The sequence below is a fragment of the Anaerobiospirillum sp. NML120449 genome, from assembly GCF_023051105.1.
Taxonomy (GTDB): domain Bacteria; phylum Pseudomonadota; class Gammaproteobacteria; order Enterobacterales; family Succinivibrionaceae; genus Anaerobiospirillum.
The window spans coordinates 83458-105096 of record NZ_JALKIL010000011.1 but is presented as its reverse complement, the minus strand read 5'-3'; the positions used below and the strand labels follow the sequence as shown (position 1 = coordinate 105096).

The 21639-nt window shown below is 52.7% G+C and carries 10 protein-coding genes; 3 read left to right on the top strand and 7 right to left on the bottom strand.

The genetic code is table 11. From position 1 onward, the window contains the following. Positions 1 to 1623: 1623 nt before the first annotated feature. The 3 genes from MXE41_RS05130 (at position 1624) to MXE41_RS05120 (ending at position 9612) form a co-directional block, all read left to right on the top strand. Complete coding sequence (locus MXE41_RS05130) at positions 1624 to 2496, top strand: DedA family protein (protein WP_247099591.1); 873 nt, start codon at positions 1624 to 1626, stop codon at positions 2494 to 2496. 727 nt (positions 2497 to 3223) lie between these two features. Beyond that, on the top strand, positions 3224 to 4705 hold the full coding sequence (locus tag MXE41_RS05125; protein ID WP_246978823.1) for a sodium:alanine symporter family protein: 1482 nt from the start codon (positions 3224 to 3226) through the stop codon (positions 4703 to 4705). A gap of 764 nt (positions 4706 to 5469) precedes the next feature. Beyond that, positions 5470 to 9612, top strand: a complete 4143-nt coding sequence (locus MXE41_RS05120; RefSeq protein ID WP_247099590.1) for a glycoside hydrolase family 2 TIM barrel-domain containing protein — start codon at positions 5470 to 5472, stop codon at positions 9610 to 9612. A 759-nt stretch (positions 9613 to 10371) separates the two neighbouring features. On the opposite strand, the gene MXE41_RS05115 is transcribed toward MXE41_RS05120, so the two are convergent. From MXE41_RS05115 to MXE41_RS05085, 7 genes are all read right to left on the bottom strand, one after another. After that, positions 10372 to 12399 (bottom strand): ABC transporter ATP-binding protein/permease, encoded by a 2028-nt coding sequence (locus tag MXE41_RS05115; protein WP_246978821.1) that lies wholly within the window; start codon positions 12397 to 12399, stop codon positions 10372 to 10374. A gap of 572 nt (positions 12400 to 12971) precedes the next feature. After that, entirely contained in the window at positions 12972 to 13910 is a 939-nt protein-coding gene (locus MXE41_RS05110; protein ID WP_247099589.1) for a Cof-type HAD-IIB family hydrolase, read from the bottom strand. Between the two features lie 439 nt (positions 13911 to 14349). Further along, positions 14350 to 14802: a 50S ribosomal protein L9 gene (rplI, locus tag MXE41_RS05105; protein WP_246978819.1), complete on the bottom strand. Its 453-nt coding sequence runs from the start codon at positions 14800 to 14802 to the stop codon at positions 14350 to 14352. 66 nt (positions 14803 to 14868) lie between these two features. After that, positions 14869 to 15099 carry a 30S ribosomal protein S18 gene (gene rpsR / locus MXE41_RS05100; RefSeq protein ID WP_246912924.1) on the bottom strand — a complete coding sequence of 77 codons (231 nt, stop codon included), beginning with the start codon at positions 15097 to 15099 and terminating at the stop codon, positions 14869 to 14871. Between the two features lie 17 nt (positions 15100 to 15116). Continuing rightward, on the bottom strand, positions 15117 to 15530 hold the full coding sequence (gene rpsF / locus MXE41_RS05095; protein WP_246978818.1) for a 30S ribosomal protein S6: 414 nt from the start codon (positions 15528 to 15530) through the stop codon (positions 15117 to 15119). A 627-nt stretch (positions 15531 to 16157) separates the two neighbouring features. After that, positions 16158 to 16937 carry a 23S rRNA (guanosine(2251)-2'-O)-methyltransferase RlmB gene (gene rlmB / locus MXE41_RS05090; RefSeq protein ID WP_247099588.1) on the bottom strand — a complete coding sequence of 260 codons (780 nt, stop codon included), beginning with the start codon at positions 16935 to 16937 and terminating at the stop codon, positions 16158 to 16160. A gap of 116 nt (positions 16938 to 17053) precedes the next feature. After that, positions 17054 to 21160, bottom strand: coding sequence for a VacB/RNase II family 3'-5' exoribonuclease (locus MXE41_RS05085; protein ID WP_247099586.1), 4107 nt, complete (start codon positions 21158 to 21160; stop codon positions 17054 to 17056). Between the last annotated feature and the right edge of the window lie 479 nt (positions 21161 to 21639).

The window sequence follows — 21639 nt, the reverse complement described above, 5'->3', positions numbered from 1 at the left end:
TTTGCAACAGTCAATATTCCCCTGAGCTGCCATACCTGTTGCCATTCTGCCTGAACAGTCCTCCCCATATGCCACAGCTCCACGGAGTCAAAAAGAGGCCTCCAAAACCACCACGCCCGCGTGCACCGCCACTCCAGCCGGCAAAGCCGGCCCATCTGAGCCGTAACAGAGAGCAACATCAACTTGCCACTTAATCACACAGCGGCGCCAGCAAGACAGCAATACTGCACCCCCTCATGGAGCTGCAACCTCAACTGCACAGTACGCTCAAAGATCACTGCCTTTAACAGTCTGCCTGCTCTTTCCTTGCGCGCTGCCCCTGACAGTCATTGCAGGCGTACATTGTCCCATCGATCCGCAGCGCGTCACTTCCCACAACTGCCCGTATCCCCATCATTACCCGTCACCGCTATTCACTGCCCACAACTGTCCGTATCCACAAATCACTGCCAGTCACCCCCATCACTGCTCAGGAGCCAGGTTACCGGGCCTGAAGGAGTACTGCAGGACAGTGCACAGCTTCATCTGCCTTGCGTATGTATTAATTCTGCCAGGCCGTTCCAGTAGCGATGCAGTAAAACAGTTTGAAAGCCATGCAGTTGCCTGGACCGGTCATGCCTGGCAGATTGTGGCGGCGAGCTGTCACAGCTTGCTGACTGGACATATTGCCTCTCAGACCCTGCCCGTCCCCAGGCGCATTAAGGAGCTCAGCTCACGACAGAGCAAGGCAATAAAAGCAGGCACGGTGATGCTATGAAATGAGTTGAGTAGCACAGAGCCCGGGCCACTTGAGCGCCTGATGGCCGTCAAACGGCTGGTTGCGGGCTGGTAGATGTCCTGCCTCTGGACGGCTTATTGCTGGCTGTCTGGCTGGCCTGATATCTGGCTGTCTGGCTGACCTGATATCTTGCTGTCCTGATGTAAGGCTGTATGGCTGGGCTGACTGGTTACTGCCTGCAGGGCTGTGGTACTGGGCAAGGGGCCAGGAGATGGGTGAAACTCAGTATTTTCCTGGTGTTTTGAGAGGATTTTCCGGGGAAAAAGCTCAGTTGTTATGGGCTGATTTGAGCATATGGTTCCTTTGAGCAAAATGGGCGAAAAAACATAAAAAAGTTGTAAAAAACAGCTGAAAATGCCTCAAAAGGACCGATTTTTTCTAGAAAACCATCAAAAATCTGATAATATTCCTGTCGATTCTGAAAGTGTATGCACGCCTGTTCAGCTTCCTTTATCATGCTTATAGTCAGTCCTGTCTGTCTGGACAGGTGAGTCGTTCCTGCTGTATTTTCAGTACCATTGACACTGTTGCAGGCAGGCAGCAATGACAACGAATTTGGAACTTAATATGTGTATCTGCGTCTGTAGTCGACAAGAACTTATTAGAGTTAGCATTACATTAGAGTATAATTGCTGATCAGTTCTTGTTTTGTCGGTTTTAGCATCCTGCCTGTGCAGATGCCGCATGTGACGGACAGAGTACTCTTAACATGTGTATGGGTTTGCTCCCTGAGCACTGACAGAATGTCATGGCACATGCCAGATTTGACATGAAGTAATTCTGCCGAAGTTGACCTTGCTGACCAGGCCTTTACCGGCCCGGGCTCTCATTTAAAGGGATCTGAAGTGTTAGACTTTTTAATCGCCTTCTTTACTGACTATGGCTATCTGGCTGTATTTGGAATCTTAATCCTGTGCGGCTTTGGTCTACCGGTCCCTGAAGACATCACCCTGGTTTCAGGTGGTGTTATTTCCGGCCTTGATTTTGCCAACCCTCATACCATGTGTCTGGTTGGTCTGGCCGGCGTTCTTATCGGCGACAGCATAATGTTCATTGCCGGACGTGTCTTCGGTTATCGCATTCAGCGTATCCGCATGTTCCGCCGCATCCTTTCTCCACGCCGCTTTTCCCATATTCAGCGCAAGTTCAAGCAGTACGGTCTGTCACTGCTGTTTGTCGCCCGCTTCCTGCCGGGTCTGCGCTCACCTATCTTCCTCGTGGCCGGCATGAGCCGCCGCATTTCCTATCTGACCTTTATACTTATGGACGGCTTTGCGGCCCTCATTTCCGTACCGGTATGGGTCTATCTTGGCTACTTCTTTGCCGACAATCTTGACCTGCTCATGGAGTACGTCAAGGATGTGCAGAAGATGATCTACCTTGCTCTGGGTCTGCTCTTTGTCATCATTCTGATTGTCTACCTCAAAAAGCGCTTCCACAGCCGCCTCAAGACCTTTACTGATGACAGTCACCCACATCCTGCCCCATGCGGCTGCCCTGAAAAAAATGGCAATGGCACAAGCACTGCTGCCAACATGGACAGCTCAGCTTCCGCTTCTGATGCCGCAGCATCAGCAGCCTCAACACCGTCAGACACAGCCCCGTCCGCATCAGCTGCAGCTGCTGCCGACAGCAGCCCTGCTGCACTGGCTCAGGCTGATGGCAGCCAGCCATCTGATCTGAGCACAACTGGCAGCAAGGTCAGCATGGAAAAATAAAGCCTGCAGATTTCCTGTTACAAAAAGGGCTGATGCTTTGGCATCAGCCCTTTTTGTTTCTCCATTCCCAGGATCACTGCCCTCCATTCATGTCATGTCCGGACCATACATGCAGGCTCCAGCCGTCCATGCATGTTCTGCCCGGACCATACATGCATGCTCCAGCTCTACATGCATGTTCTGCCTGGACAAACATGCAGGCTCCTGCTCTCCATGCATGCCCTGGCCTCCATGCATACCCTGGTCGTAGCCATGGTCATAACCATTGGACGCGCTGTGCGTTAAGCTCATTGAGAGCTCAGCGTCAGATGACATGCTCCGGTGGAGCACGTTGCCCGCATCTTCCCAGCCAGCAATACGGTGGCAGGTGGGTCATGACAGTGCTGGCTGCTTATTTCGGTGCAAGAGCCGGGCTGGCGTGGTAAAGACGGCCAATATTGCACTATATAAGGGCAGTAACAGGGCTGATATGCTAGAATAGCCCGACGCATGCTAATGCGCTTTTTTTATCAACTGCAGTTTCGTATTACCAGTAATTCTGATCTTCGGCTCTGTTCTGGTGGATTGCGCTTCCTGTCCCCTGTTCAACATATCAGCCGAAACTGCTGCTCTCAAACCGTGCCCCGACATCAGGCTGACGCCTGCCTGCATAAGGCGCTGCCGGCACAGGCAAGAGCGGATTGAGTACTGCAGACCGGTTTTCCTTCCTGTACTCTGGAAAATTCTCATGTCTACTATGGATCAGCTCACGCATATTGTGCGTGAAATTAACTTCATTCTCTGGGGACCTTGGTGCCTTATCCCTATTCTGGTGGGCACAGGTATCTTCTTTACTTTCAAGCTGCGCTTTGTTCAGATCCGTCATTTTACCCGTGCTTTCAAACACGTGTTCGGCAACTTCTCCTTCAGCGGTGAAAAGGCCGGTCAGCACGGTATGACCTCATTCCAGTCTCTGGCTACTGCCATTGCCGCTCAGGTGGGTACAGGCAACCTGGCCGGTGTAGCCACTGCCATGGTTATGGGTGGACCAGGAGCCATTTTCTGGATGTGGGTAGCTGCTTTCTTCGGTATGGGTACTATCTTTGCCGAGGCCGTTCTGGCTCAGGTATACCGTACCCGTGATGGCGAGGGCAATATCACCGGCGGTCCATCCTACTATATCTACAAGGGTCTGGGCCTCAAGTCTCTGGCCATTCTGTTCTCGGCTCTCATCATCATTGCCCTTGGTTTTATCGGCAACATGGTGCAGGCCAACTCAATCACCACAGCCTTCTCCTCAGCCTTTAACGTGCCTAACTGGTTCTCAGGCATGATCCTTATCTGCCTTGCCGGCTTTATCTTCATTGGAGGCATCAAGCGCATTGCCAGTTTTGCCGAGAAGATTGTGCCTTTCATGGCAGGTGTATATGTACTGGGCGCCCTTTACATCATGGCCATCAACTTCGACATGATTCTTCCTGCTTTCAAGTCCATTATAGTTGGTGCTTTCAATCCTGAGGCTGCTACCGGCGGTGTTATCGGTGCCGGTATCAAGGAAGCTATACGCTATGGTGTAGCCCGTGGTCTGTTCTCAAATGAGGCCGGTATGGGTTCTACTCCTCACGCCCATGCTGTTGCCCGTGTCAGACACCCTGCCGAGCAGGGCATGGCCGCCATTATCGGCCTTACCATCGACACCTTCATCGTGCTCAACGCTACCGCTCTGGTAATTCTGGTAACCGGCTCTCTTGATGGCAAGACCACTGGTATCGTTCTGACCCAGACCGCCTTTATCAGGGGCATGGGTGAGGCCGGTGCCGGCTTCGTAGCCGTCTGTCTGTTCTTTGCAGCCTTTACTACCATTATCGGCTGGTACTTCTTTGCTGCCCAGAACTTCAAGTTCCTCTTTGGCTACCGCAACCTCAATCTCTTCTCGGTAATGGTGCTGTGCTTCCTGCTTATGGGTGCCTTCCTTGAGGTAAACCTGGTATGGGAGCTTGCAGACATGTTCAATGGTCTGATGGTTATTCCTAACATCCTGGCCGTAGTAGGTCTGTACAAACTGATAATACGCGCTGTTGACGATTACGACTATAAATTCCTCAAAGGCCAGCGTCCGCTCTTTGGTCCGTCTGAAGTTCTGACCAACCGCTTTGCATCCCTGCAGGCCGTAATGCGCCGCGCCATGTCCAAGGGCTACGTAAAAGAAAAGAACGCCCGCGACGACTAGCCGCACCAGCAAGCTTCAAGGCCAGCCTGGTTGCTGCCCAGGCACCAGGCAGTGCACATTGGGCCGCCCTGGCAGCGCCCTGACTGTCAGTGAACACATGAGCATGCCAGATCGCTCCCTGAGACGCCTGCATGTTGGCATGCAGGCTTAAGCTTGATGTATGGCAGGAGCCTGGCGTCGCTGCAGATTTATGGCATTCAATGCAGGCGGAAGCGCAAACTCATTTTTGCAGAGTCACTCTGAATGCCTCTGGCTGCTAAAACAGCTGAAAAAGCCGTTTTCTGAATGGAAAACGGCTTTTTTTATTTATACATTTTCCGGCGCAAACAAGGGTGTCCCCCGGTAACATGTTATCGATATTCATATATCAGTTTGCTTGTATGACAACACATTTTCACCTGTGACATAAGTCCGGTTTCAGGAGATAAGTTCCAAGTATTATGTGACTTGTATCTCACGAATGTCATATTTGGGCTTTTTTTGATGTACCGCTTTTAGTTAAGTTTATTTGCGCTGCACGTGGTCGTGCACTGGTTCAATCAGCCCGCACAGGCACGAAGCTGTGCGCATACGAAACATAAGGTACCTGACAGACACTGGAGTTTAAACCAGTGAATTAAGGTTTGTTTCGTCTTTTCAGCTTTATCCGTGTAAACGTTTCCACAGATATGACGAATGTGACTGTCCGGGAACGCTGACTGAAAAGTACGCTGTTGTGTGTTTAATTTTCGTAGCTGCTGCTACGACTCTGGGGAAGAGAATTCATGAAGAATTTAAAGCCTAGCCTCCTTACTATTGCCATATGCTCAGCACTTGCTGTAGCCGGCTGTGAGTCTAATGGTCAGAATGCCAAATGGAATGCCGGCCCTGATACCGTAGTGAAAGTCCACGACGGCTCCTTACGTGTTTCTACCGATCTGCCAAAGGCCCGTGATCCAAAGGCCGACGTCTTCAAGGGTGAAGAGTGGTTTGATCAGCCAACTGTCTATGCAGTAAACCGCGAAAAGGCCCACAGCTCTTTCTACTCATTTACCAGTGAGGAGGACGCCCTGGCCCGTGACCGCAGCCGCTCCGAGAACTACATGCTGTTAAACGGCACCTGGAAGTTCTCCCTTGCCAGGAACCCTCACGAGCGCAATACCGAGTTCTTCAAGCCAGGCTACTCCGTAAGCAAATGGGCCAACATTCAGGTTCCAGGCTCCTGGCAGACTCAGGGCTTTGACCGTCCATACTACACCGATACCCGTCTTTCCTGGCTGGGCACTGAAGAGCCTGGCGTAGGCGTATCCCCTACCGTATACAACCCTGTTGCCTCCTACCGCAGAGACTTCACCACTCCAGCAAACTGGGATGGCAAGCAGATTCTGGTTAACTTCCAGGGCGTCGAGTCCGCTTTCTACCTGTGGGTAAACGGCCACAAGGTAGGCTACAGCGAGGACAGCTTCACCGCCTCCGAGTTTGACATCACCAAGTACTTAAATGCTCCTGGCAAGAAGAACACCATTGCTGTTCAGGTATATCGCTGGTCTGATGCCTCCTACCTCGAAAACCACGACTATATCCGTCTTAGCGGTATCTTCCGTGACGTTGCTCTGATCGCCAAGGACAAGAACGCCAGCCTCTTTGATTTTGCTTACACCACCGATCTGGACAAGGAGTACAAGGACGCTACCTTTAACTTCACTGCCAAGATCCGCACCATGCTGCCACAGGGTCCACAGGGCTACACTGTAGAGACCACCCTGCTTGACAAGGATGGCAAGGCTGTATTCACCGAGAAGACTCCTGTCGACTTTGCAAAGACCGCCACTACTGCCACCATGCACGGCACCGGTGCTACCTACGACGCTACCGCCGGTCTTGCTGAGGTTACTTTCTCCAGGCAGGTAAGCGATCCATTAAAGTGGTCTGCTGAAAAGCCAAACCTCTACCGCGCCTTAATCACCTTACGTGATCCACAGGGCAACATTGTTGAAACCACTTCCTCCAATGTCGGTTTCCGCAAGGTTGAAATTTTCAACCGTGGTACCAACAAGGCCCAGGTTGCTGTTAATGGCAAGCCAATCGTCTTCCGTGGTGTAAACCGTCACGAGATCAGCCCACAGAACGGCCGTTACATCAGCGAAGAGTCCATGATTCGCGACATCATGCTGATGAAGCAGTACAATCTCAACTCCGTACGTAACTCCCACTATCCAAACGAGCCACGCTGGTACGAGCTGTGCGATGAGTACGGTCTGTACATGATGGACGAGGCCAACGTTGAGTCCGATTCCATCGACTCCGTACTGCCAGCTTCCGATCCAGACTGGATTGAGCCTTCTTTAGACCGCATGGTCTCCACCATCGAGCGCGCCAAGAACCACCCATCCATCATCATGTGGTCCCTGGGTAACGAGAGCTATGGCGGCGACGTATGGAAGATCCTGGCTGACACCTGCCATCAGATGGATCCTACCCGTCTGGTTCACTACGAGGCTCACCGTGACATCCCTGAGGTTGATGTCTGGTCCCGTATGTACCGTCGTGTAAACGACCTTGATAATCCAGACATGAACGCCAACCCGCTGGGCTGGTGGGCCAGGAACGGTGACAAGCCTGAGCTGCAGTGTGAGTACGCACACGGCATGGGTAACGGCATCGGTAACTTCAAGGACTACTGGGACTTCTACAACCAGCACCCAATCTTACAGGGCGGCTTTATCTGGGACTGGCGTGATCAGTCTTTAGAGATCCCAACTCCTGTTGACAAGATGCTCTCCGAGAAGGCCTCCAACCTGGAAGTTCGCCTGACCGGTAAGCTGGTAGCCGGCAAGAACGGCAGAGCCATGGACGGTTTTGCTTCCGTCTACAATGACCCAAGCCTGGTATTAAGCGGCAACCAGCCATTTACCCTCGAGGCTACTGTAAAGCCAGCCAAGGACCAGCCAGCTCTTGATGCCCCAATCATCATGAAGGGCGACATGATGGCTTCCCGTAACGAGTCTTACGGTCTGCACCGCAATGTAAACTACGACTCCGAGGGCAAGAAGGTTGTTTCTGACAACATCGAGTTCTACATCTACGGCGGCGAAGCCAATGCTGATGGCGTAATCGAGAAGTTCTCAGCTTCCATCCCAACTCCAGCTGACTGGAACAACAAGTGGCACCACGTAGCCGGTGTTTACGACGGTCAGGTCATGAAGCTCTATCTGGATGGCAAGGTTGTTGCCACTGCCATCAATCCAAAGGGCATTGCAGTTGGTCCTAACCCTGTAGGTATCGGTGGTGTTCCATTATTCGACGCTACCAAGGCTGAAACCCTCCCAACCTTCAAGGGCTTAATCGACAGCGTACGTATCTACAACCGCGCTCTTGATCAGGCTGAGCTGGCCAGAACCGACCGCAAGGTTGATTCAAGCTCCCTGTTATGGCTCGACTTTGAAGGCACCACCAACAAGAAGTATGACAAGCCTACTTACCTGTCATACGGCGGTGACTGGGATGACATCCGCTCCGGCAATCCAAATAACAAGAACTTCTGCGCCAATGGCCTGATCTCCGCTGACTTCACTGTTCAGCCAGAGCTGGTTGAGGTTAAGAAGGGTTATGAAGAGATCGCCATGACAGCTGACAACGCCAGCAATGGCAAGTTTGTTCTGGAAAACCGCAAGCTCTTTACCAACCTCAACGAGTTTGAAGCTTCCTGGAACCTGACCGAGAACGGTGTTGTTATCGAGTCCGGCAAGTTAAGCCCAGAGGATCTCGATGTTGCTCCGCTGACCAGCAAGAGCATCAAGATCGGCTTCACCAGGCCACAGGTTAAGGCCGGTGCCGATTACTTCCTCAACGTATCCTTCGCTCTCAAGCAGGATGAGCCATATGCCCCAGCCGGTCACGAGATTGCTCACGAGCAGTTCGCCCTTGACTTTGCCAGTGACGCTGAGGTTGCCCAGCCAGTTGTTGAAGTTGCCTCCATGCCAGCCCTCAAGGTTGCTGAAGACGGCATCTTAACTACCGTAACAAATTCCACTGGTGATCTGGTTGTTACCTTCGACCGCGCTGCCGGTACCGTAACCGGTATCAAGTACATGGGCAAGGATCTGATTATTCCTAACGATCACGGCTCCATCAAGACCCCAGGCATTATGCCTAACTTCTACCGTGCCGGTACTGACTCTGACCTCGGTTACTACTACCAGTTCCTGACCTCCAAGTGGCGTTATGCCGGTCTGAGCAAGAAGGTTGTCAAGGTTGAGACTGTCAAGGATTCCGACCAGCAGGTTACCTTCAAGGTTTCCAGCACTCTGCCTGTAGCAGACAACTCCGGTTATGAGCAGGTATTTACCGTCTACGGTTCCGGTGACATCAGGATTGAGACCACCTTAAACCCAACAGCCGGTCTGCCAATCATTCCTGAGATCAGCAACATGCTGACCATGCCACGTGAGTTTGCCAACGTCACCTGGTTTGGCCGTGGTCCAGATGAGAACTACATCGACCGTCAGTGGGGTTACCCGGTAGGCGTTTACAGCAAGGACGTCAAGGACTTCTACACCGACTTCATCAAGCCACAGGAAACCGGTAACCACACCGATGTTCGCTGGGTTGCCTTAACCAACGACGATGGCGTTGGTCTGATGGCCAAGGCTGAGGGCGGCGATCCAATCGAGTTCAACGCTCTGCTGTACACCCCAGAGCAGCTGTCCAACTACAACCACAGCTTCTACATGAAAGAAGGCGACATCACCTTACGCTTAACCGAGCGTCAGATGGGTCTGGGTGGTGACAACTCATGGGGCGCCATGCCATTTGAGAAGTACCAGAACCCTGCTGACAGACAGTACAAGTACACTGTAACCTTAAAGCCAGTGTCTTCTGCTGATGTAGCAAGCTTCAACTACGAATACAGCACCTTAATTAAGTAATTCAGTCTGACCGCAGTCAGCCCGTCAGCTGACTGCACAGCTGAACCAAAAGCCATGGGGAAACCCATGGCTTTTTTTCATTATGCATCCCCGCAGCTCAGCTGCGCTGCAACAGCGCCGTTGCAGCGCCGCAGCAGCGCGCAGGCACTGGTGCGCACCTCCTCCGTAAACGCTGGCCGTTGCCACAGCCTGTGGCCAGCTGCCGGGCATTTTACTTAATGGAAAAAAAGGGACCATCTGCTCAAGTACATGTGGTCTCTTTTATTTTGGAAAGCGTTTTGAAATACCCATGGTCACCTGAGGCGTGTGGACACCGCAGCAATCCACCCAGGAATCAAGGCTGCATGGCAGCGGCGCAGGCCATGAGGCATATGGGTGAGAGCCATGGCCCTGGTATTCATGAGCTCTCTGCACGTCTGCATAAAGTGCTGCCCAGGCGAGCATGTCGGCTGTTCCTGCCCTGCCATTTGCAGGGCATTTTACTTAATGGAAAAAAAACGGACCATATGCTCCAGAGCATATGGTCCTGTTTTTCTTTTGGGGTATCTTTTGTAAAGCGCCTTAAAAAGTCTCTGCGTGACAGACACGCTGCTGCGCTGATGGGCAATCATGACTGCCTGGCTGGCTGCCAGACTGCCTGGCTGGCTGCCTGGCTGGCTGCCTGGCTGCCATGCAGCATGATGCTCAGGCCTGAGGCATCAGTCCCTGGGCATCAGCCCTTGGCATCAGGCATCAGAACCACGGCTAAGGCCCCGGTCATTATGGCCTGAGAGTGCCCTCAGAGCCCTGCACGCTGCTGTCATGTGCTGCAGCGGCGACAGCAGCGGCTGCCGTAGCAGCTGCAGCTGCGACATCGGCCTGCTGCTGTGAGAGAGCTGATGGGCGGCCATCAGAGTCTGACAGAGTGGTTCCGAGCAGCTCATTGCGATCGTAATCTGCCATTAGGTCTCCGGCATAGCTCTGGGCATGTGATCCTTTGGCACTTGAACCCAGCAGATCAGAGGCAAAACAGATTTCACAGCGGCCTTTGCCATCGTAGGTAAGGACGTTTTTGTGCCTTGAGATCAGGGTAGAGCGATGTCCTACTGAAATGATAATGGACCTGTTAAGACGTTTGTGCAGGAGGTCATAGACCATGGCCTCAGTCTTTTCATCCATGGCTGAGCTGGCTTCATCAAGGAAGAGTATGTCCGGAGTATTGATGAGAGCACGGACAATGGCCACACGCTGCTGTTCACCCAGAGAAAGGATATGACTCCAGGTATCAACCTCATCAAGATGCTCAACAAGATGCTCAAGCCCCACCATTTTGAAGAACTCTTCGGTGCGGCCATCGGTTACCGGCTCAGACGGATAGGAAGCAGCAAGGCGCAGTGAGCCCTGTGGCAGATAAGGCTTTTGCGACAGGAAGAGCGTGCTGGCTCCGTTCATGTAGTGAACTTCACCGCTGCTGTAAGGCCAGATACCGGCCAGAGCCTTGATAAGAGTTGACTTGCCACAGCCTGAAGGACCACGGATTAACAGAGAGTCGCCATTGCTCATATCAAGAGACAGACCGTCAAGCAGCAGCTTGCCACGTGGGCTCTTTACTGTAAGGTTACGCACCTCAAGCTGATGGGCATCCTTTTTGACCGGCAGACAGTGCAGGGCCTCAACCTCTTCCATTGACAGATAGAACAGAGCAAGACGGTCAACCACTGACTTCCATGATGCCCATGAGGTGAAGTTGGAAACCAGAGTAGACAGACTGTCCTGAACACGGCCAAAGGCTGAGGAAATCTGCATGATAGATCCCATGGTGATGATCTTGGCAAAGTACAGCGGAGCTGAGATCAGCATTGGGAAAATCACGGCAGTCTGAGCATAACCAATGGTTAAAAAGCCCAGACGCTTGGTGCAGACAATAAGTTTGATGTAGTTGGCTACCAGATCAGCAAAGGACTGACGCAGATATTTGTTCTCCTCATGCTCACCCTTGTAAAGGGCGATGGACTCGCCATTTTCACGTACACGGATCAGGGAGAAACGGAAATCGGCTTCATAGCGCTGCTGTCTGAAGTTCAGACGTACCAGAGGCTTACCCAGCCAGAAAGTCAGAGCCGTACCAAGCACAGCGTAAAGCAGAGCCAGATAGCACATATAGCCATCAGGCAGATGGATATCCATGCCCAGAACGGTAATGTCTACAGCTGATGAGAGCTGCCAGAGCACCACGCCAAAGGAAATCATCATGGCAAGGTCAGTGGCAGTACCTAAAATGAGCACAATGGTTGCCGAAACAAACATGTTCAGGTCTTCGGCAATACGCTGATCAGGGTTATCAGTGTTCTTGTCAGCCAGCTGGAGCTTGTAGTAATTGTCACTTTGCAGCCAGCGATCCATGGTCTTGCCTGTAAGCCAGGTACGCCAGTTAATGGACAGGCACGACTTGAGGTAGGCGTTATAAACGCTCACTACCACGTGAATGGTAGCCAGCGTGGCAAAGACCACCAGCTGCTGTTTAAAGCCGTCAATATCGTAATTCTGGATAGTATCCCAGAAGGTCTTGTACCAGGTATTGATGGAGGTGGCGATATAAACAGATCCTCCGGTCAGGCCAATGATAATGGCCAGCAGCAGCCATGACTTGAGGCTGTCGCGCGTACCCCAGTAGCTCTTGAGCATAATGCCAAAAGCCTTGAGCGTAACCTTTAATGGCAGGCTGTCTACACCCTTGTGACCATCTTTCAGTCCGGCAGTGTTGCCAGCAATTTCTGTGAAAGTTCTGGCAGCTTTAGTTTCACTCATCAGATTTTTTCCTTGGTCCGGCAGCACCAGTATCAACAACCTTCTCATCAATTCTCTGTCTGCAGAGCAGCCCTGGCCACGATGCCATAGCATCAGCCATGGCATGCCCAGGGCCTGTGGCCCCGGCCATGCTCCTGACATGTGGCCCCGGCCATGGCTCTGGCCTGTGGCCCCGGCCATGGCTCTGGCCTGAGTGGCCCGGCCTCAGTGGCCTTTGAGGACCGTGGGTTGCTGTGACAGTAACCGAAAACAGCCGCCCTGATAAGAGAAGATACCGGACAGTAATTTATCCAACTGATTATCTCAAAACGCATAACAATCGCACAGTTAAGCGCTTTATGCCCTCTTTGGGCATGGGGCATATTGTGCCACATAAACTTTAGTGTGCAATTAGGCAATTCTATAAAAACAAATCCCGGACGCCCTGCTCACAAGAACAGTTCATCCGGGATCATATCTGGTCAGCCACCCTGCATCAGCCATGGCTGCTGAAATGGCGCTGCCTGCAGACCAGGCTGCGCTCTGCAGCGCCTGCCAGGCTCAGGCCTGGCTTGCAGTTGCAGGACAGCAGACTAAAGACGCAGCAGCTTGCGCAGGTAAACAGCTACACCGTCATCGAGGTAATTGAGGGTATGGTAGCGGGCTACGGCCTTTAAAGTCGGCATGGCATTGGCCACAGCTACGCCTACACCGGCATCTCGCACCATCTCAATGTCATTCTCGGCATCGCCAAATGCAGCCACATTCTCCATACCAAAGCCCAGCATCTTGCACAGACGGGCCAGGGTAGCGCCCTTGGAACAGCCCTTGTTCATGAACTCAAGGAAGTTTGGATGGGTACGGGCAATGTTAAAACGCTCTGAAAAATCTGCAGGACAGCTTGCGCGCACCTTGTCGAGTTTGTCAGCATCGCCTACCACTATTAATTTGTAGGCAGTCTCCTCAGGATTGACCTCATCAGGGAAGAGCAGCTTTTCAAATGGCTGCATGGAGGCGGCAATTTCCATCTCGGTAAAGACTATATTGCTCTCAGTAAGCAGCAGACGGCGGGTGGAATAGGCATGCACGGCACAGCCGCATGAAGCAGCTACAGCCTCAATATCAATCAGATCCTGGGCATTGATGGTGTTTATGGCCAGGTCCTTTTCCAGCTCGTTGATATTGACCAGAGAGCCGCCATTAAAACAGACGCAGTAGCCATGGCCACGGGTAAGGCCCAGAACCTCAGCCAGATCAGCAATACTCTCAGGAGCCCGTCCGGTACAGATAGCAACGGCAATGCCCTTCTCCTGTACCTTGTGAATGGTTTCAATCAGCAGAGGAGAGAAAGTCTTGTCCTCCCGCAAAGTAGTACCATCCATATCAAGGGCAACCAGTTTCACCGGTGGCATGTTATCCAGATCAGGCAGAGTGATGCTGTGATCGTGACGATCAGCCTCACTTACCTCAACTGTCATGTATTGAGTCTCACGCTCTTTCTGCTTTTGTGCAGATAAATGTTCCACTGTCATCCCTGAACCTCAAAAAATGAACAAAGTGCTGCCCTGAGGCAAAAGCCCAAATGGACACCGCTGTCCGAAAGACTGCAGCCATACGGTCCTGCCCGGAAGAAAGCAAAAGGCCCACAGGGATACCTCATATGCAGGAGTCCGTGCAGCTGACTGTCTGACCGGCCCATAAATTTATGGGCACTGAGCTGATATTGTGGCCAAACACAGCCCGGCTTGCAATATCCCCGGCACCATAGCCGGGCCTGTGGCCTGCCCCGAGTCTGGCCCATGGCCCGAGGGCTGCCTGGCCAGCACCCCAGGATGCTGCAGCCGACCGGCCGGCGGCGGACGAAGCCTGCCGCCATCCGGTGCCGCTTCCGGGCTGCTTTCAGCCAAAAAAAATAAGGCAGGATGCATTGCATCCTGCCCTATTTTTTCATCGGATATCAGTAATCACAGATTACTTGGAGCCGATAACGACAACCTTAACGGTGGTCTTAACGTCAGCGTGCAGCTGGAGAGCAATCTCGTACTCGCCAACAGAGCGGATAACACCCTCTGGCATACGAACTTCGCTCTTGTGTACCTCAACACCAGCGGCAGTTAAAGCCTCAGAGATGTCACGGGTACCGATAGAGCCGAATAACTTGCCCTCATCGCCAGCGTTGGAGGCGATGGTTACAGAACCGAGCTCAACGATCTTGTTGGCGCGGGCCTGAGCAGCGTCTAACTCAGCAGCAATCTTGGCAGCGTACTGAACACGCTCAGCTTCGAACTTCTTTAAGTTCTCTTCGGTAGCTAAAACAGCCTTCTTCTTTGGTAACAGGAAGTTACGGGCATAGCCGTTGCGAACCTTTACCTTGTCACCAAGACCGCCTAAGTGAGCGATCTTATCGAGCAGAATAATTTCCATTAGAAAATTCCTTTTAATCTTGTAAGCCTGAACTCATTGTCCCGGGATTAGCCGGGCCAGTGGAAATTAACGGCTGTGAAGATCGGTGTAAGGTAACAGGGCTAAGAAGCGAGCGCGCTTGATAGCAGTAGCGAGCTGACGCTGATACTTTGCACTAGTACCAGTGATGCGGCTTGGAACGATCTTACCGGACTCGGTAACATAGTTTCTTAAGAGAGCTACATCCTTGTAATCAATCTCGGTTACACCCTCAGCGGTGAAACGGCAGAACTTACGGCGGTGGAAATAACGAGCCATTATGATAGTCCTCTTAATTAAGCTTCTTGAGCTGAAACTTCAGCATCAGAGGACTCGTCACGGTCGCCGCGGCGACGGTCGTTGTTGTCCTCACGAGCAGCACGGCGGTCTTCACGGGCCTTCATCATTGGGGAAGGCTCAGTAACTGGACCATTGGTGCAGATGACTAACTTACGGATAACAGCGTCGTTGAAACGGAAATTGTTCTCAATGCTGTCAATAGCTTCCTGAGTAGCCTCAACGTTCATTAAAACGTAGTGAGCCTTGTGAAGCTTTAAGATAGGGTAAGCTAACTGACGACGGCCCCAGTCCTCAAGACGGTGAATCTTGCCGCCGGTCTTCTCGATCTCGCCCTTGTAACGCTCGATCATGCCTGGAACCTGATCAGACTGATCTGGGTGAACCAGGAAAATGATTTCGTAGTGACGCATGAATAAATGCCCCTTACGGTAAAAGTCTAAAATTTCAGTCTTGTTTTAGACAAGGAAGCTTACGTGACATCCAACCACTGGTATGCCAACGTGACTGAAGTGCGCAGTATTGTACCTGAATACCCGCAAAATGCAAGACAAATCACATTTTTTTCAGCATTTCCTGCACATATCCCAATATCACCTGTTAATTGCTCCCAAGGTGCCCACCCCTACTGGCAATCCAATCCATACTGCCCTGCCTGCCCCTGCTTGCCTGCCCGTCCCTGCTTGCCTGCCCGTCCCTGCGCCCCACCTGTCCCAGCTTGCATGCCCGTCCCCTAATCTGCAAGGGCCGGCCTCTGTTCGGCTATGTAAGCGACTGGCCATTCACTGCACCGCTCACCGCAAGGGCACAAGGCAGACCTGATCCTGTTGAGCTCAAATCTCTGATGCAGAAAAAGTTCAGGTCACAGCCCTGCAGGAGGAACTGTGACCTGAAAATAAGGACGAATGCACCAGCCATGGGCCCCTGGTTTGAGCCCGGATCCAGGGTACATGCTCCCTGCGCGGGGACGAGCAGGGCTGGAGTCCTTGTCCCTGACGGCTGCTCTTCGGGGACTAGTCCTGGCAGCTGCTCTCCGGGGACTAGTCCTGGCAGCTGCGCTGACGGACGGCCTCGAAGAGGGCAATACCGGCGGCTACGGATACGTTGAGACTCTCAACGCCGCTTGCCATTGGAATACGGGTGATATCGGTGCACTTTTCACGGGTCAGACGACGCATGCCGGACTCCTCAGAGCCCATAACAATAGCGACAGCACCGGTCAGCTTTGTCTCGTAGATGCTGTGCTCAGCCTCACCGTCCATACCAATGATGCGGATATCGCGCTGCTCGAGCTCATCAAGTACACGGGCCAGGTTGGTTACAGCAAACAGAGGGATTTCAGAGGCGGCACCAGAAGCTGTCTTGCGGGCTGCAGGCGAGAAAGGAGCTGACTTGTCCTTAGGCACAATCACAGCATGAGCACCGGCGGCCCATACAGAACGCATGGCAGCACCAAGATTGCGCGGATCAGTTACGCCATCAAGGATCAGGAGGAAAGGAGCTTCCTGCTTTCCATTGAGGCTGTCGAGGAAATCCATCAGATCGTGCTCATTTTTAGGCGGGGTAGCCTTCATCTCAATGACGATACCCTGATGAACGCCGTTGTCACACTTCTCATCGATAAAGTGACGCATGGCTGTCTGGGCCACAATGCCGTAATTGGCCAGCTCGCGCAGCAGCTTGTTGATTCGCTTGTCGTCCTCACGGCCCTTTACTACCCAGGCTGAAAGGATTTTGTCAGGGCTGGTCTCAATAGCCTGCTCTACGGAATTGATGCCATAGACCAGTTCGCGATTGCGACTCTTCTTTTGCACTTGCATTAATTGGTTTCCTTACATGGATAAGGGGCTAAAAGCTCTGCTTCCAACCCCTTATTGAAATAATTCTGTGCGGGGCAGACTATCCTGCCCCTGATTAAGTAATGACCTTTTGAAGACTACTTGTCAGAAGCGCCAGTCTTTTTGGCTGACTTTCTGATGGCAGGCTTTTTCACCGGCTTGCTCTCAGCACTTGTAGCACTGGCAGCTGTCTTCTTTGCAGCTGGCTTGGCCTCAGGCTCAGCAGCTGCGGACTTAGTCTTGGCAGCTGGCTTTGCAGCTGACCTGGCAGGAGCCTTGGCGGCAGCCGTCTTCTTTGCAGCTGGCTTGGCCTCTGGCTCAGCCTCAGCGTCTGCGGCCTTTGTCCTGGCTGCTGACCTGGACGGAGCCTTGGCGGCAGCGGCCTTGGTGGCGGCGGACTTCTTTGCAGCTGGCTTAGTCTCTGGCTCAGCCTCAGCGTCTACGGCCTTTGCCTTTGCAGCGGAGCTGGCCTGAGCCCTGGTGGCAGCGGCCTTGGTGGCAGCGGCCTTGGTGGCGGCGGTCTTCTTTGCAGCTGGCTTTGCCTCTGGCTCAGCCTCAGCGTCTGCGGCCTTAGTCTTGGCAACTGGCTTGGCAGCTGTCCTGGCTGGGGCCTTGGCGGCTGCAGTCTTCTTTGCAGCTGGCTTTGCCTCTGGCTCAGCCTCATCAGCGGCTGCGGCAGCTGACTTGGCGGCTGGCTTTGCAGCTGACTTGGCTGGGGTCTTGGCGGCTGCAGTCTTCTTTGCAGCTGGCTTGGCCTCTGGCTCAGCCTTAGTGTCTGCGGCCTTAGTCTTGGCAACTGGCTTTGCAGCAGTCCTGGCTGGGGCCTTGGCCGCTGCAGTCTTCTTTGCAGCTGGCTTGGCCTCTGGCTCAGCTTCGGCAGCTTCAGCCGCAGCCTTGGCAGCTTGCTTTGCTGGAGACCTGGCCTTCTTTGCTGCAGGCCTGGCCTCTGGCTCAGCCTCAGCGGCTGCGGCAGCTTGCTTGGCAGCTGGCCTGGCAGCTTGCTTGGCTGGAGTTTTGGCTGAGGCTGCCTTGCTGGCTGCTGTCTTCTTTGCAGCAGGCTTCGCTTCCGGCTCTGATGGAGGGCTGAGCTGAACCTCATCGGCTCTGACCAGCTCCATGCTGTCTGCCTGAGTCTGGGCCTTGGCTCTGCTGCGTCTGGTTACGGTAACAGTGGTATCACCGCCCAGAGCTACTTCCTGCTCAGAGACAGTTTCCTCGGCCTGACGGCTCTTGGCATTGGACCTGGAGGCAGTACTGCGGCCTGATTTTGCAGGTGCAGCACTGTCGCCCTTGTCAGCCTTCTCGGCCTTGCTCTTGCCAGACTTTTTGGATGGACGGCTCTGCCCGGCACTTTCAAGGTCAGCATCGATACGTGATGCAGTATCAATCAGCAGTGGATCAACATCATCGTCGTTCTTGCGGGCTCGGCTGCGGGCCGGCTTTTCCTGAGCCTTTTCGCTGTCATCAAGAGCAATGACTTTGGTCCTGGCAGTGCTGCTGCCAGTCTTGCGCTTGACGGTAATAACGGTGCCTGAAGAGACGGCCTCATCCTGAGCTTCATCCTTTGCAGCCTCAGCTTTTGCCGGTGCTGCTTTGGCAGCGGCTTTGGACTTGCCCTTTGCTGCCTTGGTCTCCTGAGCGTCAGCTGGCTCTGATGTGGCCTGCTGAGCTGGCTTAGTCCTGGCAGCGGCCTTGGAACCTTTGGCGCTGCGGGATGAGTTTTTGGCATTCTCGATATTGCTGATGCTCTCATCCTCAGAAATGTTCAGACTCTTTGCCACTGAGAAGTCGCAATGCGGACGGGTAACAGTATTGCTGTTATCAGGCTCAACACCACGGGTAAAGCGGCCAATGTCATCGAGGAAAGCATTCTTGACGTCATTGCTGCCACGGTAGCCCTCACTTGCTGTTGACTTGAGCTGCTCCTTGGCTGCATTGATATCAAATTTGGCGTCACTCTTACGTGGGCTTTCAACAGGCATCAGGTCGATAAAACGGGCCTGACTGTTGACGTTGCCAATACGTACCTTGATCTGATCTCCCTCATGGAAGACAGCGCCGCCGTAGCAGACAAAGCTGCGGTCATTGGCGTTGATGGTGCAGCCATCCTTGAGCATGCCGTCAATGTAGAAATCATTGAGGGTTACAAAGATGCCATGGCTGGAAATAGTGGAAACAGTTGCATCCACAGCCTCGCCAATGAAGTTCCTGACGTACTCGCACTTGAGGGAGTTATCAACATCGTACTCGGCATCAGCTGCAGAGATTTCCTTTTCAGTACAGGAGTTGCCCAGCTTGACCAGAGCATCGTGGCTGTACTGCTGAGAACCAATCTTGCCCCACTCGCGCTTCTGCTTCTTCTCCAGAATGTATTTGATAACACGGTGAATCTGCAGATCAGGATAACGGCGGATTGGAGAGGTGAAGTGTGAGTAGTTCTCCAGAGCCAGACCGAAGTGGCCGATGTTGTCAGGGCTGTAAGTAGCCTTGGACATGGAGCGCAGCAGCTGCAGGGAAATGATCTGGTGTACACCTTCGGCAAGCTTGCTTACCTGCAGGGATACATCCTTGAAATCAAGGGGGGTTGGCTCATAGCCGTGGGCCAGATCGATACCGTGCTTGGACAGAATGGCGCGCAGACGGTCGAGCTTCTCCTCAGTTGGGCGGGAGTGCACACGATACAGGCTCTGGAAGCCGTTTTCCTTGACGAAAGATGCAGCACAGACGTTAGCTGCAATCATGCACTCTTCAATGAGCATGTGAGCGTCATTGCGCTCGTATGGAACCATGCCCTTGATGCGCCACTTTTCGTCGAAGAGGAAGTTGACCTCAGTGCTCTCAAACTCGAATGCGCCACGGCCTTCGCGGGCCTTTCTCAGAGCCTGATAGAGCTTGTGCAGAGTCTTGACCCATGGGACGCACTTCTGGTTTTCCTCAGAAATGGCCTTGCCCTCGGAAATCATTGACCATGCTTCGGTGTAGGTCAAACGGGCGTGAGAGTTCATGACGGCCGGATAGAATTCGTAGCTTTCAATGCGGCCACGGGTATTTACTATCATTTCGCAGACCATACACAGACGATCTACACCAGGATTGAGCGAACAGATGCCGTTGGACAACTCCTCAGGGAGCATAGGCACTACGTAGTAAGGGAAGTAAACGGAGGTGGTACGCTCAAGAGCTTCGGCATCAATGGCGCTGCCTGTTCTTACATAGTAGGAAACGTCAGCAATGGCGACATACAGGTGGAACTTGCTGCCCTGCATCTCACAGTAAACAGCATCGTCAAAGTCCTTTGCATCCTCACCGTCAATGGTAACCAGAGGCAGATCACGCAGGTCGACACGACCCTTGATCTCATCTTTCTTAACCACGGCTGGAATGCTCTTGATAGAACTCTTTACGGTCTCAGGCCATGCTGAAGGAATACCGTGCTCGAGCAGAGCCTTGATAATGAAATTATCAAGCATGCCGCGATCGCCCTTAACAGGAGTAGGACGGACTACCAGGATATTTGGAGCCTTGCGGGCAAGAATTTCAGCTACTACCAGAGAGCCGCCCTTGATGTCCTTTTCATCCTTGGTAACACGAATGTCATAGGCACTGAAGCCCTTTTCACGGAAGAAGATCTTCTTGTTGCCGCCGGTAACATCACCGATCAGAGATGAACGCATCTTGACCAGCTTGATGACATAGGCTGCATTGATAAAGGTGTTGACCACAACCTTGACGCGATCGCCAGGTATGATCATGAACTTGCTGAACAGCGGGTATGTATTGCCCTCGCCGTCATCAAAGCGCAGTTCAACAGCGCTTAAAGGAGGTTCACGGCGTACGTTTACGCAGCTGACCTCGCCCTCGCATACGCGGGCAAAGCCGGTGGCCACAAAGCCTGCACTGTGTCCGATGTACTGCAGGGCGCCATCATCAATGAGCTCCTGAATGACATCAAGATATTGCTCAATACTGATATTTGAGGTGGATCCCTTGAAACCTACTGAAGAGAGCATAAAGCTCAGCAGATCAAGGCGGCGGTTGGAAAGTACTTCCTCAAAGGAGAAATGACGGGTGGCTGCACACAGATAAACAGCTGTCTTGAAGTCGGAGGCGACATCTCCCTTTGGAGCATTCTTTTGTTTTAGCAGCTCAGATGCATCTGCCAGAACATCAGTCTGAGCTGTGTCGGTATGCATATCATTAGCCATAGCAAAATCCTTAATATAAAAAGCCGCATAACAGGCAGCCATCCTTAACTGATGACCAGCTCTGCGTGAAGCCTGCGGGGGGCTGCAACCCTGTTCACCTGGTGCATGAATCTGTCCTTGCACACCACAATCCATCCGGGAAAGCCATGCTTTGAGGTACACAGAGATACCGAGGCAAGACCAGAACTGTCTGATAACACCATAACTGTCTGGTAACACCTGGATCCACTGATAGAACCTGAAATGACTGATCCTGGTATTGTTGTTCCTGCATTAAGGGATGTATGAGAAAGGTGAGAGTTGAAAACTTAAATATAAATCCTGTTCAGGCCCTGACCAGTACAACCAAAAGACCTGAATATCATGCCTTAAAGTGCAGCTGGCTGTGCTGCCCTCAGGCCATAAGAAAAACCGTGTGAACTGACAGTGACGATGTGATCCACATACGTGACAGCCCGGTGCGGCTGTCCACTGCAACC

Excerpts from the sequence above, each read along its gene's own strand:
- rlmB (WP_247099588.1), bottom strand. The coding sequence starts at position 16,937 with ATGCAAGTGCAAAAGAAGAGTCGCAATCGCGAACTGGTCTATGGCATC.
- rplI (WP_246978819.1), bottom strand. The coding sequence starts at position 14,802 with ATGGAAATTATTCTGCTCGATAAGATCGCTCACTTAGGCGGTCTTGGT.
- MXE41_RS05125 (WP_246978823.1), top strand. The coding sequence starts at position 3,224 with ATGTCTACTATGGATCAGCTCACGCATATTGTGCGTGAAATTAACTTC.
- MXE41_RS05110 (WP_247099589.1), bottom strand. The coding sequence starts at position 13,910 with ATGACAGTGGAACATTTATCTGCACAAAAGCAGAAAGAGCGTGAGACT.
- MXE41_RS05115 (WP_246978821.1), bottom strand. The coding sequence starts at position 12,399 with ATGAGTGAAACTAAAGCTGCCAGAACTTTCACAGAAATTGCTGGCAAC.
- MXE41_RS05085 (WP_247099586.1), bottom strand. The coding sequence starts at position 21,160 with ATGGCTAATGATATGCATACCGACACAGCTCAGACTGATGTTCTGGCA.
- rpsF (WP_246978818.1), bottom strand. The coding sequence starts at position 15,530 with ATGCGTCACTACGAAATCATTTTCCTGGTTCACCCAGATCAGTCTGAT.
- rpsR (WP_246912924.1), bottom strand. The coding sequence starts at position 15,099 with ATGGCTCGTTATTTCCACCGCCGTAAGTTCTGCCGTTTCACCGCTGAG.
- MXE41_RS05120 (WP_247099590.1), top strand. The coding sequence starts at position 5,470 with ATGAAGAATTTAAAGCCTAGCCTCCTTACTATTGCCATATGCTCAGCA.